We start from the raw sequence: 16230 nt of genomic DNA on the forward strand, positions 1-16230 counted from the left end.
GGTGTTGCTGAAAACTCGTCTGATTGGTCAGCTTTATGGCTACAGCAAAAGCCGCGCCAAGGCGGTAAAAAACCGTCGATTCAAGCGGGCGCGGAGAATACTGGCTCCCACGTCGGGGCTCAAGTGCGCCGTTACAGCGCGCACAGGGCGACAATGGGGCAGGGTCAGGTGTGGGCGTGCTCAACGGCAGGACGCTCGGCACCGCCGAGAATGTTGAACAGGATATTCAGCGACAGCGCGCTGAGGGTGGCCATGGCGATGCCACTGTGGGTGATCGGGCTCATCCACAACGGCAACTGCGCGAAGAACTCCGGGCGCACCACCGGGATCAGGCCCATGCCGATGCTCACCGCCACCAGCAACTGGTTGCGCCGGTCGGCGATGTCGGCTTCCTGGAGGATCTTGATACCGGTCGCCGCCACCATGCCGAACATGGCAATTGCTGCGCCGCCCAGTACCGCCGGCGGAATCGAGGCCACCAGGTAGGCAGCCTTGGGCAGCAGGCTCAGTACGATCAGAAAGCCCCCGGCCATGATCGTCACCGAACGGCAGCGCACGCCGGTCATCTGCACCAGGCCGATATTCTGCGCGAACGAAGAGTGGGTGAAGGTGTTGAAGAACCCGGCGAAAAATGACGCCCCGGCATCACACAGCAGGCCACGACGCAGCATCCTTGGTGTGACCTCCTGGCCGGTGATCTTGCCCAGGGCGAGAAACATGCCGGTGGACTCGACAAAGATGATCACCACCACCAGGCACATCGACAGGATCGGCGCCAGCTCGAACTTCGGCATGCCAAAGTGCAACGGCGTTACCACCTGCACCCACGGCGCCTGGGCCAGGCCGCTGAGGTCGACCATGCCGATAACGCCGCACAACGCATAACCCAGGCCCATGCCGATCAGTACCGAGATGTTCACCCAGAAACCGCGCATGAAACGGTTGATCAGCAGGATGGTGGCCAGCACCAGCGCGGCGACCGCCAGGTACACCGGCGAGCCGAACGTAGCGGCCGCGCTGCCGCCACCGGCCCAGTTCACGGCCACCGGAAACAGCGACAGACCGATGGCGGTAATCACCGTGCCGGTCACCAGCGGCGGGAAAAAGCGCACCACCTTGGACATGAATGGCGCAATCAGCATGCCGAAGAACCCGGCGGCGATGGTCGCGCCGAAGATGCCCTGCAAGCCGATACCGGGCATGCCGGCCATGGCGACCATGCTGCCGACGGCGGCGAAACTGGCACCCATCATCACCGGCATGCGAATGCCCAGCGGGCCGATGCCGAACGACTGCACGAGGGTGGCGATGCCGGCGACCAACAGGTCGGCGTTGATCAGGAAGGCGATTTCTTCACGGCTCAAACCTGCGGCCTGGCCAATGATCAGGGGTACGGCGACGGCGCCGCCGTACATCAGCAAGACGTGTTGCAAGCCAACCAGAATCAGTTGCAGGAGGGGCAGCCGCACCATGGCGGGCGCGGCAGGAGTCTGGGTTTCTAACTGGGACATGCAACACCTCGGATCTTTTTATTGTTGTGTCGTTTGGAACGCAATCGTCAACACACAGCCTGTCCAAATGTGGGAGGGGGCTTGCCCCCGATGGCGGCGGTCCAGTCATAGATGCTGTGAATGACACACCGCTATCGGGGGCAAGCCCCCTCCCACATTGGATCTCTGTGAATCAGTTAGTTGGTACGGGCTCCCTGATTGATCCAGGTGCCGATCAGATCCCGTTCCTGCTGGGTCATCTGCGTGATGTTGCCCAGCGGCATAATCTGGCTCGCCACCGCCTGCGCCTGAATGCGCGCAGCCTGTTGCTGGATCTGCTCCGGCGTGTCGAACATCACGCCAGCCGGTGCGGTGCTGAACAATGGACTGGTGGGTTTGGCCGAGTGGCAGACCGTGCAGCGTTGCTCGATCACGTGGTGCACCTGCCCGAAGTCGGTGCCGGCCTGGGCCGGTGCCGGTTCAGCGGCGGGTGCCGCAGGCGCTGCGGGTTTCAAACCGCCGCCCAGGGCGGTTTCCGGCAGTGGCTGGTACTCGATGGCCGCAGGTGCCTTGGCCACTTCCGGTGCCGGCTTGGGCCCGGTCACATACGCCAGGCTGATCATCGCCAGCGCGCCTACCGGCAAGGTCCATGCATACTTCTGGCTGTTATGCCGGGTGTTGAAGTAGTGCCGCACCAGCACCGCCGCCACGGCGATCCCGGCCAGGATCAGCCAGTTGTACTGGCTGCCGTAGGTGCTCGGGAAGTGGTTGCTGATCATGATGAACAGCACCGGCAGGGTGAAGTAGTTGTTGTGGCGCGAGCGCAGCAAGCCTTTGGCCGGGAGTGCCGGGTCGGGCGTGCGGTTCTCGGCGATGGCCGCCACCAGTGCGCGCTGGGCGGGCATGATGATACGGAACACGTTGCCAACCATGATCGTGCCGATCACCGCGCCCACGTGCAGGTAGGCGCCACGGCCGCTGAACACCTTGCTGAAGCCGTAGGCCGTCGCGATCAGCAGCACGAACAGAATCAGGCCGAGCAGGGCAGGGCGCTTGCCCAGGGCCGAGTCGCAGAGAAAGGAATAGATGAACCAGCCGGCGAACAGCGAGACGATGCCCAGCAACACGCCTTCGGTGCCGCTCAATGTGCTGCCGGGGGCCAGCAGGTACAGCGTCGGGTTCCAGTAGAACACCACGCACAGCAGCGCGACGCCCGACATCCAGGTGAAATAGGCTTCCCATTTGAACCAGTGCAGGTTGTCCGGCATGCTCGGTGGGGCCAGTTTGTATTTCTCCAGGTGGTAGATACCGCCACCGTGGATCGCCCACAAGTCACCGGCCAGGCCGCTTTTGGGGTTGACGCGATTGAGGTTGTTTTCCAGCCAGACGAAATAGAACGAAGCGCCGATCCAGGCGACGCCGGTGATCATGTGAACCCAGCGCACGCTCAGGTTCAGCCATTCCAACAGATGTGCTTCCACAGTCCTTACCTCTCGCCTGTCACCCTTGTTGTCGGGTGATCAGACCTTCTCTTATTGGTGGGGGGCGAGGATCAACCGCTCATCCTCTTTGAAAAAATGCTCATCGCAGTTATTGCCTGTGCCACTGCGATCAACCACCAGGAAGTCATCCCGCTTTTCGATCGTCAGCACCGGGTGGTGCCAGACGCCGCGATGGTAATTGATGCCCTGCCTGCCGTTGGTGACGAAGGCGCGGACCAAGCCTGATACAGGTGCATCGCCAAGGGGCGCGACCACGATCAGAAAGGGGTTGCCGAGCAGCGGAATGAAGGCCTGGCTGCCCAGCGGGTGTCGTTCCAGCATGCACACGGTCAACGGCATGTCCTGCGCGTCGGCGCGGAAGATGCTGATGATGGCGTGGTCTTCGGGCTGTGCCGTTTCGACCGTCGCCAGTTTGTGAAAGCGCATGGTCGACCCGTTGTTGATCATGAAGTGATCGCTGCCATCGGTTTCGATCACGTCTCCGAAAGGGGCGAAGGCTTCTTTGGTCAGGGGTTCGATCATCAGTGTGCGCATGGCTGTCTTCTTAATCTTGAGTTGTTATTGGATCTATGTAGGAGCGAGCTTGCTCGCGAAAAACGCAAGGACACCGCGTGTATCCAGGATGGGCGCGTTATCGTTGACGATCTTCGCGAGCAAGCTCGCTCCTACAGTCTCAGCATTACTTCGATACTTTGCCCAATACTCGCAGGCGACTCACACCGCCATCCGGGAACACGTTCAAGCGGATATGGGTAATCGGCCCCAGCGCCTTGATCTGCTCGGCGAAGGTGTGTTCGGCGTGCATTTCCAGCTTCTGCGCCGGCAGCAGTTCGCGCCAGAACAGCGACTGGGTTTCGATCTGGCTGTCGGTGCCGCCCTTGACGAACGCGCCCTGGATCGAGCAAGTGTCCGGGTAGTTGCCCTTGAAGTGCAGAGTGTCGACGATGATTTTCTCGATCTCGCCCGGATGGCCCAGGGCGACAATCACCCAGTCATTGCCCGGTGTGCGCCGACGCGCGGTTTCCCAGCCGTCGCCCATGTTGATGCCACGGCCCGGGTTGAGGATGTTGCTCATGCGCCCGAAGTGTTCATCGGAGCAGGCCAGCGCGCGACCGCCATTGAGCGCGGCGGCCAGGTCGACCTGTTCGTTGTCGCCCACCGCGGACCAGTCGCGGAACGGCACGCCGTACACGCGCAGACGGGCCACGCCGCCATCCGGGTAGATGTTGAAGCGCAGGTGGCTGAACGCCTGCGCGTTGTTGATCTCATGGTAGTGGTGGCTGTTGCCCTGCAGCTCGACGGCCGACAGCACTTCCACCCATTGAGTGTGCTCGTCAGGCTCGCCCGAGGCCAGGAAACAGGCTTCCAGGGACGCCGACGGCGGGAAGTTGCCGGTGAAGAATGAAGTGTCGATGTCCACGCCCTTGATCGAACCCGGTACGCCCAGGCGGATCACCGCGCTGTCGTAGCCTTCGAAGCGCTTGCGACGTGACTCCCAGCCGTCCATCCACTTGCCGTTGTCATCGAAAACGCCCTCCTTCCACACGGCCGGGGTCGGCTGGAACAGCCGGTTGGCGTCGGCGAACCAGTCATCGGTCACCGAGATGATTTTGGTGCCCAGGCGGGCGTCGGCCAGGTTGACGAACTTTTCGAAAGGTACGGCGTAAGCATTCATTCTTCTTGTCTGCCTTGGATAGAGTGGCTGGGAATGGTCGTTTAGAGGGTCAGTAAGCGGAACAACGCGATCTTGTTGATCTCGTCCAGCGCGCACTTGAACTCGGCGTCTGCAGAGTTGTGGATGCGCGTTTCGAACGCGGCGAGGATCTGATGCCGGTTGCTGCCTTTTACCGCCATGATGAAGGGAAACTTGAACTTGGCCTTGTAGGCCTCGTTCAGCTCGGTGAAGCGCGAGAACTCTTCGGCCGTGCATTGGTGAATCCCCGCGCCAGCTTGCTCATCAGTGCTGGCTTGGGTCAGTTGGCCCTGGACGGCGGCTTTGCCTGCCAGGTCCGGGTGAGCATTGATCAGCGCCAGTTGCGAGGCATGATCAGCACTCAACAGGATATCGCTCATGCGCTGGTGCAGCGTTTCGATCTGGTCGATCGACGTGTCCTGGCCCAGCTCAAAGGCCTTTTCGGCTACCCATGGCGAGTGTTCGTAGATATCGGCGAAGGCGGCGACGAATTCATCGCGGCTCAGGCTCGACGGTTTCAGGGTCTGGAATGCAGTCATTTCGCGGTTCCCGTGTACGGGTGGGTTTCGTGCCAGTGACGGGCAATGTCGACGCGGCGGGTGAACCACACCTGTTCATGGCTTTTGGCGTATTCGATAAAACGCTTGAGCGAAGCCAGGCGCGCCGGACGGCCGATCAGGCGGCAGTGCAGGCCGATGGACAGCATCTTCGGCGCTTCGGCCCCTTCGGCGTACAGCACGTCGAAGGCATCCTTGAGGTACTCGAAAAAGTCATCGCCCTTGTTGAAGCCCTGCACCTGGGTGAAGCGCATGTCGTTGGTGTCCAGGGTGTAGGGGATCACCAGGTGCGGCTTGCCGGTCGGGTTGTTGGGTTCCCAGTAGGGCAGGTCGTCGTCGTAGGTGTCGCAGTCGTACAGGAAACCGCCTTCTTCCATTACCAGGCGCCGGGTGTTGGGGCCGGTGCGGCCGGTGTACCAGCCCAGCGGGCGCTCGCCGGTCAGTTCGGTGAGGATGCGGATCGCTTCGAGCATATGCTCGCGCTCCTGGGCCTCGTCCATGTACTGGTAGTCGATCCAGCGGTAGCCGTGGCTGCAGATCTCGTGGCCTGCGGCGACCATGGCGCGGATCACATCCGGATGGCGCTGGGCGGCCATGGCCACGGCAAAGATGGTCAGCGGGATGTCGAACTCTTTAAACAATTTGAGGATGCGCCACACACCGGCACGGCTGCCGTATTCGTACAGCGACTCCATGCTCATGTTGCGCGCGCCCTGCAGTGGCTGGGCCGAGACCATTTCCGAGAGAAAGGCTTCGGATTCCTTGTCACCATGCAATACGTTCCGCTCACCGCCTTCTTCGTAATTGAGTACGAACGACAGCGCGATGCGTGCCTTGCCCGGCCAGTGGGGGTGAGGAGGGTTACTGCCGTAACCGATCAGGTCGCGTGGGTAGTCAGCGCTCACTGCAGTCTTCCTTCTTGTTCGTGGTAGCAAATGTGTGGCGGCCGGGCAGTGGAAAGACTGGGGGGCGTCACAGCGATGAGTGATTGTATACAACTTATCGCGAACTTTGTAAGCCTGCATTTCTGCATTTTTTCTGAACGGACTCCACGCCTTGCCTTGCAAGAAACCTGCCTGACTGGTCAGCTAAAGGCGAAAAACCCCACTGTAGGAGCGAGCTTGCTCGCGAAAAACCTGAGCGCGCCACTTTTCATTCTGAAAGCCCGCGTTATCGTTGGCGTTTTCCGCGAGCAAGCTCGCTCCTACAGGGGATTGGAAGGCTGTGGAATTTATTGTGTACAATTTTTTTAAAAAGTGTCTTAATCAGCCATCGCCGGCTTTTTCGCTGCCCTGAAAGAGTGCGGGTTGTTTCTTTACTGACTTCGGGAGGCGCATGACGCCATGGGACGTTTGACCACACACGTTTTGGACGCCGCGCACGGCTGCCCCGGCGCCGCAATCAACGTTGAGCTGTACCGCGTCGAAGGCGCCCGGCTTGAACGGGTCGCCACCGCCACGACCAACAGCGACGGCCGCTGCGATGCGCCGCTGTTGCAAGGCGACGACTACCGCAGCGGTGTCTACCAGCTGCAATTCAACGCCGGTGATTATTACCGCGCCCGTGGCGTGCAGTTGCCCGAACCGGCTTTTCTGGATGTAGTGGTATTACGCTTCGGCATCAGCGCCGAGCAAGCGCATTACCATGTGCCCCTGTTGATTTCGCCTTACAGCTACTCCACGTATCGCGGTAGCTGAGCGTCACCTCGCTTCACACCCCCAAATGCTCTTCGTTGGTTTCGCCCGCGCACACTGCGGGCTTTTTTTCGACCGTCAACTATGTAACTCCGGCGGCTCACTCCAACTGCCTAGTCTTTTTTTTTCAGAAAAAATGGACGTAGACATGGGACCCGAACCCTTTCTGCTCGACCGCCTCAACACGACCGTCACATCCGGTCGCCAGCTCAACGAGCTCTACCTTGCCCATGCACGCTGCGCGGACCGGGCGCATGTACTGCAACGGATGCAAGTCCGCGCGCCACGTATCAGTCGTCTGATTCGCCAGACCTTGCGCGACACCTTTCAAATGGACCCCGACTCCTTGTTGCTCAATGTGCCCTTGGCCCCTGACGAGATGCCCTGGCGTCTTAGCTTGACCGACACGGTGATGCGCTTGCTGGCTGAGCGCGCCTGTGTCCGTGAGGGCAAGCTGAGTCAGCGAGCGTGTCAGTCCCGGCAACTGGCCGACGCGGCCTTGAGCCGGGTGCTGAAAGTGGATCTGTTGGCGCGCATCGAGTCTGCGGCACCGGCCTTCTGGCAAGTGCTGGCTGAGGATCGATTAGCGACGCGCGAGGCGTACTGGTGTGAGCTGTACCACGAGTTGGTCGGCGACCAGGCGCTGCTGGCCCACGGACTCAACCAGTTAACCGAGGAAGGATTAGCCATGGTCATGACGGTGGTCGAGGCGCCCACCGCCGAGCAACGTACACGGGCAGGCGGCCTGCGTGCCGACCTGCGGGTGGCGCAAGTGGTATGCCCAGGCAAGTCCGGCGCCACTGTTCCCTTCTGTGGCGCGCTGCATCTCTACTACGAAGCGGACCCTGCTCACACCCGACAGGTGCTGTTCCTGCCGGGTCTTGCGCCACCGTTTTATGAGTTCGAAACGCACCAGGCCTGGCAGAGTCGCTTCCCTGAGCTGGTGACGGCACAGGCACACTCGTTGTGGCCGTTGCTGGCGCTGCGCAGGCGCCATGAGTTACCCGATGTCACCGCATCCTCCGCGCTGCCCATGGTGGCAGGGCAGTTGGGTCCGCGGGTCGATAGCCATGCGTTCGAGAACAGCGCCAGGGCGCTTTTGCATGTGCAGTGGGACAACGAGATGGCAACGTTGCTGGATATCAATATTGCTTACCTGTTTGCTGGCGATGCGATCAAAGGCGCCTACATGCAACCGGTCGAGCGTCTATTGCAGGTGGAACAGGGGCGCAAGCTGTTGTGCATGCCGGCTGGCTGGAATTCGACCCTGGCACACCTGCTGAGCCGCGACCAGCACGAGCGGCATGTGCAAATCAGCTTCGCCAGCCTGTCCCACAGCCTGCCATTGCGTCTGCGCGAGCAGAAACAGCAGCAGTATGAACAGGCGCTGACAGGTTTGCTTGATGATGATAAGCCGAGTGAGGAAACGGTCGACTTCAAGGCTTTCACTGCCTTGCACCAGCAGTGGCTGGAGCAGCGTCAACACTGCTCGACCTTGCTCGAAGGCCATGAACATCGATTGGATGACGAGTCATTCTGGGTGGGGCCTGCCAGCGGTGAGCCCAGCCGCCGGGAGCGCTTGCTGGCGGCGCGTGGCGCGGCCTTGATCAACGAGGCGCAGTTGATGCATCGGCTCAAGTTCATTGACGAACACTTGCTGGCGCGGGTCAGGGCGGTGGTCGAGAAACCGTCGCAAATGCGTGGCCTCGGTGCCGGTAGAGTGCTTTCTGTGACGCTGGGAGGGGGCACGCAGCCAGCTTTCCGATTGCTTGGCGTGTTCGTGGTGGCGGGCGCCTCGGACCAGGCTCATCAGGCGACGTTGTTGTACATGCCGGGGCTGGAAGGCGGGCTGCAGCGCTTCAAATCCCTGCCGGCGCTGACGCAGCGCTTGCAGGCCAGTTTCATGGCGCGCGAGCCGAGCCCGCTGTGGCAGGGCGTCGGACGTGCCGAGCGCAATGCAGCGCGCAGTTGGGTCCGGTGCCTGCCACCCAACGAGGCCGTCACGGTGTGCTTTGCGGACATCGATGGCGACGTGCTGTTGGTCGGCCTCAAGGAACAGGTAAAGGGTTTCGCTGACGCACGCCAGAAAATCATCGCGGGCGAACGGGTGTTTACCGAGGTCAGCGATGCCGCGCTGGCAACGACCCTGCTGGCGGCCGAGGTTGCCCAAAGCCTGCAGGTACCGGGCCACGATGTCAGGGAGGTGGCCCTGAACAACCTGCAGATGGTCATGACGGGGGCCTCGTTGGCAACCGCAATGCCGGCCTGGTACGCCCAGGCGCCGGTGTCCATCAGCAGGCGGCACGCGCGGTTGGTCAATCGCCAGCACCGCAGTGCGCTGAACCTGCAGCGTCAACTGGTGGATGCGCTGGGGAGTGTGGAGAACTTCGCCCGCCCCCTGTTGATTCGGCAGTTGACCCTGGATGGGCTCTACCCTGAGCTGGATATCGATCAGCCGCTGTTCGATATCCCCGATGATGTGAGCAAAGTCTGGGCCGGCCATCCGGAGCGTCCTCCCGGTGAGGCAGGAGCGAAAACCGTGGTCAGCAAAGAACGCACCACCTACAGCTTTTTGCAGCTGGCGCTGAACAACCTCGACCCCGAAGCGCCCTGGACCGCCTGGCGCCTGAAACGCATGCGGTACGTGATCCCTTCATGGAAGGAGCGCTTGAGCGTGGATTATTTGATCAAGACCATCGCCGCCTTGGATATCGGTGACCAGTACGATCGAAAAATCCTCAGTGTTTGCTACGGTGAAGGCGATATCGCGGATGCCGCTACGCACTCGCCGCTGCGCCATGAACTGTTGCGCAGGCCGGTACGGCGTCAGACGAAAATAGACCTGATCAGTGCCCGACAGCTCAAGCTGAGCGAGCAAGGGCTAAAGCTGTTCAGTCGCGCAATAGCCCTGCAACACGGCGCATCCTCGTCACTGCGCCTGTGTTTCCTCAGGCTTGAGGCGGTGACGGTGCCCTGGGCGCGTCATATTGCCGGGATGATAGTGATCCAGGACCCCGACGCGCAGCACTGTGTTTTCTACTGGCCCGCTGCAACCAATTTCCCGGTGCTTTCGGAGCACATCAGTCTCGACGCTCTACGTGAAACCCTGACCAGGCACTGGCAGGCGCAGGAGCACATTGTCGAGCTTGCGAAATTCATTGCCCCTGGCTCAGAGACGCAAGCGCTCGCCGGTTATCCAGGAGCAATCACCCCTGTAGTCACCCCGCGAACGCTCTGGCGCAGCATGCTGGAGCAACTGCGGATGTTTGCCTTGGTGGGGGTTACCGAGCCCAGCGCGTTATTCGTTGGCCGGTATCTGTATCGCTGGTTTAAAAGCAAGCGGGTATTCCCGGCCACGGCACTCAGCGAGATCGAGCTGGAGATTCGTGAACAACAGGAGGTGATGCCTGCACAGTGGTTGGGTATCACCCAAACTGACGCACGCGACATGGTCGCAGCGCTGGCCCATGCACAGGTGCTGAGGGTGCAGCGCCAGGGGCGTGCCGAGTCCAACTCTCAGGCTTCGCTGGAGGTTTATCGTCGCTGGCGATTGGCTGAGCAAAAGGCTCAAACGATCAAGGGGCTGTTGTCCATGATCCCCTTCGTGTCCCTGGGCGTGCTGCTGCATGATGTCCTGTTGGCCGCACGACGTCTCTATCACAGCACGGGCGACGGCGTTGACCTGGCGATTGCCATTCATCAACTGGTGCTGGATGTGGCGCTGACGTTCGCTCCGTTCAAGATCGGACCCGTCGCCAAACCGCTCAAGCAGGTCGCCGTGAGACCGCTGAGATCGGCCCTCAATCAGTTGCGTCGGCGCCAGCCTGTTCAGAGCCGATTGTCGTTGCGCCCACCTTCCTCCCCCCTGACCTTCAAGGGCCTGGAGCCCTACAAACTCTCGGGGTTGGCCAGTGATGCGATTGAATTGAAAGGGCCTGTGAGCAAAGGCTCCCGGCTTAAAAACGGCGAACAATTCGTCACCGATGCCAAGGGCGAACGTTATCAGGTGTATCAGCGCGATGGCGAACAGCAACTGCGCTTCAAGAACGCGCAAACACCTGGGGACAACGAACTGATATTGAACATCGAGGAACCGCGCCAGTGGTTGTTGGGGGCCGATGCCCCCGAGCCGCAGCCGGGGCCCAGCTCGAGCGCCACGCCATTCTGGCAGCAGACACTCCCCCCCTCGAAGGTTCCGGTCAGTTGGACGCCGCCGCCCGTTGCGTCGGCGGAACAACTGGGCAGGCGCCCGCACAATCTGACGAGCGCCTGGCGGAACTGGGGGCAACCACTGGGCTCGCGCAAGGCGGTGGAGCTTGCGCCGCACCGCAAAATATTTACGATGGAACAGGTCAGCAATCCGAGCCTTAAAGTGGGCGATCAGTATTATGAAACCCTGTCCGGCGGCTCCCGGGTCGATCCCGACGTGGTTTTTCTCAAGCCGCCAGGATCGCTGATGGACAGTATCGACAGCATCAGTATGCTGCTGGGGGACGGGACCACGCCTCAGCCCGTGCTGTTCACCTATGGCGAGGACCTGCGCTGGACCGCCCGGGAGGCGCTGTTCAACCAGCCATTGTCTGCCTCGATCAACGCCAGATTTCCAGAGCTGACACCGTCCAGTGCACGGCATGCGGCGCGCAGGTTGGTTGAACTGGCCGATCCGGGTGAGCGCGCACTGACGAGCACTCGCTTATTAAGGATTCGCGCAGCTCTGGACGAGTGGAGGCCTCAAGCGCCGGGGCAAACGGTTCGAACCGATGACTTGATAAGAATGTTGCGGCCTTTGCAGCCACGCAAGCCGTTCAGCCTGTATGTGGGCGCAGACGGGCAAGTCGGCAATTTCGAGCGTATGGATTTCAACTTGCCGTCGACGTTTGACCGTTCCCTGTTCGTCAAACCCAAAGGCCAGAATGCGATCACCCAAAGACGAGTAGTGGCCAGTCTTGAGCAAGCCACGCGGATACTGCAGCAACAAGGGTTTGCGGTACAACGCTTGAATCTTGTCTATGCGCCTCGTTATCCCCATCTTCTGGCGACCCATCCAGCCTCCAATAAGCTCTATTACATCATGCCCAAATGGCTGGACGGAAAAAGCATGCCTATGAAACTGGGCGCCAGGCGACTACTTTCCAATGATTGGTTTCTGAATAAGAGCCAGGTGTATCCGGCGTTATATCGGCAGGTCATCGAAGCCTCGAACGAGGGACGGTTGGTCAAGCTGGTCGCGGGGGTCCAGAACGTCAGGCCGCCCACGATCTACTTCATCAGGCCAGGGGAGCTTTGATCAATGACGCAATGCCGGCGCCGCCGAACAGCGCCGCGCTGATGCGGTTGAACCAGCTCTGTCCCGAACCGCTGCGCAAATAGCGTGCGGCGCCATGGGCGCCCGAGCCATAGGCCAGTTTGCACAGCAGGTCGAGCACTGTCCACGTGGCGATCATGGTCAGCAATTGCGGCAGGAACGGTTGCTGGCTGCTGAGAAATTGCGGCAGGAAGGCGGCGAAAAACAGGATGTCCTTGGGGTTGCTCGCACCCAGCACAAAAGCCCGCCCAAACAAGGCGCGAAAGCGCGGCACGGCCGGCGTCTGCGGCACGTGTGCACCCTGGGCCGGCAGGCGCGATTGCTGCCAGCTCTGCCAGGCGAGGTAGAACAGGTACAGCGCACCCACGATCTTCAATGCACTGAACACGTGCTCGGACGCCAACAGCAGGGCGCCCAGGCCCAGGGCCGAGGCGCTCAGCAGGCAGATCGAGGCAAACACCCCGCCCAGGAATGCCGGGTACGAGCGGCGCAGGCCATAGTTCAGGCTGTTGCTGATCATCAGCAGGGACAACGGGCCGGGGATCAGGATCACCACCAGCGCGGCGCCGCTGAACAGCAGCCAGGTTTCCAGGTTCATCTACGTTTCTCCCTTCATGCAAAAGCCTCACCCGAAGATGAGGCGGTTTTTCAGCCGTTCCTGAATTACAGGAAGATGAACTTGGCGATAAAAATCGCGCACAGCACCCACAGGCTGACGGAAATCTCGCGGTACTTGCCGGTGCCGGTCTTGAGCGCCACATACGTGATAAAGCCCAGGGCGATACCGTCGGCGACCGAAAACGTCAGCGGCATCATGATCGCGGTGACGATCGCCGGAATGCTGTCGGTGGCTTCATCCCAGTTGATATGCGCCATGCTCGCCATCATCAGCATCGCCACGTAGATCAACGCGCCGGCGGTGGCGTAGGCGGGGATCATACCGGCCAGCGGCGCGAAGAACATCGCCGCCACAAACAGCACGCCCACCGTGACAGCGGTCAACCCGGTACGCCCCCCGGCTGCCACACCGGCGGCGCTTTCCACGTAGCTGGTCACGGGCGGCACGCCGACCATGGCACCGAATACACTGGAAGCACTGTCGGCCTTCAGCGCGCGGGACAGGTTGTCGATCTTGCCGTCGGCGTTCACCAGGCCGGCACGCTGCGCAACGCCCATCAGTGTACCCGCCGTGTCGAACATGTGTACAAAAAGAAAGGCGAATACCACGCTGATCATGCTTACATTGAACACACCTATCACGTCCATGGCCATCCAGGTCGGCGCCAGGCTCGGTGGGGTGGAGAGAATGCCGTTGTAATGCACCAGGCCCAGGCCCCACCCCGCCAGGGTGACGGCGATGATGCTGATCAGGATCGCGCCGAACACGCGGTGATAGCTGAGAATGGCGATCAGCAGGAAACACACCGCCGCCAGCAGCGGCGCAGGTTCATGCAGGGAGCCGAGCTTGATCAGGGTCGCCGGGCTGTCCACGATGATCCCGGCGGTTTTAAGACCGATCACGCCGAGGAACAGGCCCACCCCGGCGCCCATGGCGTGGCGCAGACTCACGGGAATACTGTTGAGCAGCCATTCACGGATGCGCGACAGCGTAAGAATCATGAACAATACGCCGGAGATAAACACCGCGCCGAGGGCGGTCTCCCAGTGGTAGCCCATGGTGCCGACCACGGTGTAGGTAAAAAACGCATTCAAGCCCATGCCCGGCGCCAGGCCCACCGGCCAGTTGGCGTACAGGCCCATCAACAGGCAGCCCAGCGCGGCGGCGATGCAGGTGGCGACGAACGCCGCACCGTGGTCGATGCCCGCATCGGCCATGATGTTGGGGTTGACGAAGATGATGTAGGCCATGGTGATGAAGGTGGTAAGGCCGGCGATCAGCTCGGTCTTCACTGTGGTGCCATGCAAGCGCAGTTTGAACAGGCGTTCGAGCCAGTCATGCGGCGGCGGGCTGACGTCCAGGGCAGGGGCTTCGGTTTTACGGCTATCCACAGCGAGTACTCCTCAATCGTTTTATTGTTATTTCCAGCGCCGGTCACATGAGTGGGCAACAGCGCTTTGAGGTACTGGCGGGTTTTGTTGACTGATAGGTCAGGAACTCGCACGAAGCGAATTATGCTTTTGTATACAAATAAAGCAAATAATGTTTTCGATTATCTCGGCGCAAAGGGATGAAAGGCTGTCCCTACGGCAGGCGGGCGGATTTATTCTGCGCAATGCCTTGAAACAAACCTTCGATACCCGCACTTTGTGGGCGCAAGCGTTCGTTCAGAGCGCGTCAAGCGGCATAAGGGGAGCCCATGTACAAGGTTTATGGCGATTACCAATCGGGCAACTGCTACAAGGTCAAATTGATGCTCAATCTGTTGGGCATCCCGTACCAATGGATCGATATCGATATTCTCAAGGGCGACACCCAGACCCCTGAATTCCTGGCCAAGAACCCCAACGGCAAGATCCCGGTGCTGGAACTTGAAGATGGCACCTGCCTGTGGGAGTCCAACGCGATTCTCAACTTCCTCGCCGATGGCAGCGACTTTTTGCCGAGCGAGCCGCGTCTGCGCACCCAGGTATTGCAGTGGCAGTTCTTCGAGCAATACAGCCATGAGCCGTATATTGCGGTGGCGCGGTTCATTCAGTTTTACCAGAACATGCCGCAGGATCGCCTCGAGGAATACAAGACGACCCACAAGGGCGGTTACAAGGCCCTGAAGGTGATGGAGCGCCAGCTGCAAGCCACGCCGTATCTGGTGGGCGAGCACTGTTCGATTGCCGATATCGCGCTGTATGCCTACACCCATGTGGCCCATGAAGGCGGGTTTGATCTGGCGCCGTATCCGGCGGTGCAGGCCTGGCTGCAGCGCGTGGCCAGTCATCCTCGGCATGTCCCGATGCTGGACTGATCATGCAATCAAAAGGTGGGGGCACGTCCTGATGCAGGAGCGAGCTTGCTCGCGAAAAACTTACAGGCACCGCGTTCATTCAGGAGGTACGCGTTATCGTTGACGTTTTTCGCGAGCAAGCGCGCTCCTACAGAGGGTGGTGTTCGCCAAGCCGCCTCCCGCATTCAGCTCAATGGTGAGTCTGCTAGTTCTTTATTCAGCAGGTCGTAACAGCGCTGTGCTGCCGGGCTCAACGCCGCCCCGCTGCGGCTGATCAACCCGATCTCCCGGTTCACGCCGGGATGATCGATGTTGATCCGCTGCAACCCCTCCAGGCTGTCCGCCGCCGACTCCGGCAGCACACTGATCCCCAACCCCTGGCGCACCAGCGCCAGCACCGTGGACATGTAGTTGGCCTCCATGCCCGCGTTCAGCGTCAGTCGCGTCTGGTCAAACAGCGCGTCCACTTGCTCGCGCACGCTGCTGTCGCGTCCGGTCAGGATGATCGGTTGGTCTGCCAGTTGCTCCAGGGTCAGTGACCGATAGCGCGTCAGCCCATGGCCCAGCGGCACAAACGCGCACAGCCGATCATTCAGCACCGGCACGAAGTCCAGGCCGTGGCTCAGGCGCGCGCGCACGCCGATGCCGAAATCCACCTCGCCGGAACGCACCTGGGCATGAATGCGATGGGCTACCAGGTCATGCAGACGCACTTCGATCCCGGCAAAACGTTCGCGAAACAGGCGCAACACCGGCGGCAGGCTGCCGGCGCACACCGAGGGCAGGGCGGCGAGGGTGACCACCCCCCGACGCAGGGCCGCGAGGTCGCGCGAGCCGGTGACGATGTTGTCCAGGTCCAGCAGCAATTTTTCCATGGGGCCACGCGCCTCCTGGCCGGCGGCGGTGATGCTCACGTGGCGCGGGCTGCGGTCGAGCAGGGCGACGCCGAGCCAGTCTTCCAGTTGTTGCACCTGCACGGTGAGGGCTGACGGAGACAGATGCAGCTCGTTGGCGGCCTTGGTGAAACTGCCGGTACGGGCGACGGCGAGAAAGGCCTGGATGTGCTGGATGCTATTTTTCATAAGAGCG

12 protein-coding genes are annotated in these 16230 nt (G+C 61.0%); 3 read left to right on the plus strand and 9 right to left on the minus strand.

Annotation, left to right across the window (positions count from 1 at the left end):
• Positions 1 to 164: 164 nt before the first annotated feature.
• The 6 genes from TU82_RS01630 to puuE form a co-directional block, all read right to left on the minus strand.
• Positions 165 to 1511 (minus strand): nucleobase:cation symporter-2 family protein, encoded by a 1347-nt coding sequence (locus TU82_RS01630; protein WP_057721397.1) that lies wholly within the window; start codon positions 1509 to 1511, stop codon positions 165 to 167.
• A gap of 176 nt (positions 1512 to 1687) precedes the next feature.
• Positions 1688 to 2971: a urate hydroxylase PuuD gene (locus tag TU82_RS01635; protein ID WP_057721398.1), complete on the minus strand. Its 1284-nt coding sequence runs from the start codon at positions 2969 to 2971 to the stop codon at positions 1688 to 1690.
• A gap of 51 nt (positions 2972 to 3022) precedes the next feature.
• The gene (locus tag TU82_RS01640; RefSeq protein WP_005789953.1) at positions 3023 to 3526 is read right to left on the minus strand and encodes an ureidoglycolate lyase; all 504 of its coding nucleotides are present in this window, start codon (positions 3524 to 3526) and stop codon (positions 3023 to 3025) included.
• A gap of 145 nt (positions 3527 to 3671) precedes the next feature.
• On the minus strand, positions 3672 to 4667 hold the full coding sequence (gene alc / locus TU82_RS01645) for an allantoicase (RefSeq protein WP_057721399.1): 996 nt from the start codon (positions 4665 to 4667) through the stop codon (positions 3672 to 3674).
• Positions 4668 to 4708: 41 nt separating this feature from the next.
• Positions 4709 to 5224 carry a 2-oxo-4-hydroxy-4-carboxy-5-ureidoimidazoline decarboxylase gene (gene uraD / locus TU82_RS01650; RefSeq protein ID WP_057721400.1) on the minus strand — a complete coding sequence of 172 codons (516 nt, stop codon included), beginning with the start codon at positions 5222 to 5224 and terminating at the stop codon, positions 4709 to 4711.
• Positions 5221 to 6147: an allantoinase PuuE gene (gene puuE / locus TU82_RS01655; RefSeq protein ID WP_057721401.1), complete on the minus strand. Its 927-nt coding sequence runs from the start codon at positions 6145 to 6147 to the stop codon at positions 5221 to 5223. Before puuE ends, uraD begins: the two co-directional genes overlap by 4 nt.
• Before the next feature lie 438 nt (positions 6148 to 6585).
• Here puuE and uraH point away from each other — a divergent pair, with 438 nt between their 5' ends.
• Together uraH and TU82_RS01665 are read left to right on the plus strand one after the other, a co-directional pair.
• Positions 6586 to 6939, plus strand: a complete 354-nt coding sequence (gene uraH, locus TU82_RS01660) for a hydroxyisourate hydrolase (RefSeq protein ID WP_057721402.1) — start codon at positions 6586 to 6588, stop codon at positions 6937 to 6939.
• 145 nt (positions 6940 to 7084) lie between these two features.
• A complete protein-coding gene (locus TU82_RS01665) occupies positions 7085 to 12223 on the plus strand; it encodes a dermonecrotic toxin domain-containing protein (RefSeq protein ID WP_156421624.1) in 5139 nt (1712 codons plus the stop codon).
• Here the strand turns inward: TU82_RS01665 and TU82_RS01670 are convergent.
• Positions 12204 to 12839 carry a LysE family translocator gene (locus tag TU82_RS01670; protein WP_057721403.1) on the minus strand — a complete coding sequence of 212 codons (636 nt, stop codon included), beginning with the start codon at positions 12837 to 12839 and terminating at the stop codon, positions 12204 to 12206. The genes TU82_RS01665 and TU82_RS01670 overlap by 20 nt on opposite strands.
• A gap of 65 nt (positions 12840 to 12904) precedes the next feature.
• A complete protein-coding gene (locus TU82_RS01675; RefSeq protein WP_057721404.1) occupies positions 12905 to 14251 on the minus strand; it encodes an NCS2 family permease in 1347 nt (448 codons plus the stop codon).
• Positions 14252 to 14559: 308 nt separating this feature from the next.
• Here TU82_RS01675 and TU82_RS01680 point away from each other — a divergent pair, with 308 nt between their 5' ends.
• Positions 14560 to 15162: a glutathione S-transferase family protein gene (locus tag TU82_RS01680; protein ID WP_057721405.1), complete on the plus strand. Its 603-nt coding sequence runs from the start codon at positions 14560 to 14562 to the stop codon at positions 15160 to 15162.
• A 164-nt stretch (positions 15163 to 15326) separates the two neighbouring features.
• Here the strand turns inward: TU82_RS01680 and TU82_RS01685 are convergent, their stop codons facing one another.
• The gene (locus tag TU82_RS01685; RefSeq protein ID WP_057721406.1) at positions 15327 to 16223 is read right to left on the minus strand and encodes a LysR family transcriptional regulator; all 897 of its coding nucleotides are present in this window, start codon (positions 16221 to 16223) and stop codon (positions 15327 to 15329) included.
• Positions 16224 to 16230 lie beyond the last annotated feature (7 nt).

Source organism: Pseudomonas orientalis, assembly GCF_001439815.1.
GTDB classification, from domain to species: Bacteria; Pseudomonadota; Gammaproteobacteria; order Pseudomonadales; family Pseudomonadaceae; genus Aquipseudomonas; species Aquipseudomonas orientalis.

Coding starts and splice junctions, on each gene's coding strand:
- alc (WP_057721399.1), bottom strand. CDS start 4,667: ATGAATGCTTACGCCGTACCTTTCGAAAAGTTCGTCAACCTGGCCGAC.
- TU82_RS01685 (WP_057721406.1), bottom strand. CDS start 16,223: ATGAAAAATAGCATCCAGCACATCCAGGCCTTTCTCGCCGTCGCCCGT.
- TU82_RS01665 (WP_156421624.1), top strand. CDS start 7,085: ATGGGACCCGAACCCTTTCTGCTCGACCGCCTCAACACGACCGTCACA.
- TU82_RS01640 (WP_005789953.1), bottom strand. CDS start 3,526: ATGCGCACACTGATGATCGAACCCCTGACCAAAGAAGCCTTCGCCCCT.
- TU82_RS01680 (WP_057721405.1), top strand. CDS start 14,560: ATGTACAAGGTTTATGGCGATTACCAATCGGGCAACTGCTACAAGGTC.
- TU82_RS01630 (WP_057721397.1), bottom strand. CDS start 1,511: ATGTCCCAGTTAGAAACCCAGACTCCTGCCGCGCCCGCCATGGTGCGG.
- uraD (WP_057721400.1), bottom strand. CDS start 5,224: ATGACTGCATTCCAGACCCTGAAACCGTCGAGCCTGAGCCGCGATGAA.
- TU82_RS01670 (WP_057721403.1), bottom strand. CDS start 12,839: ATGAACCTGGAAACCTGGCTGCTGTTCAGCGGCGCCGCGCTGGTGGTG.
- uraH (WP_057721402.1), top strand. CDS start 6,586: ATGGGACGTTTGACCACACACGTTTTGGACGCCGCGCACGGCTGCCCC.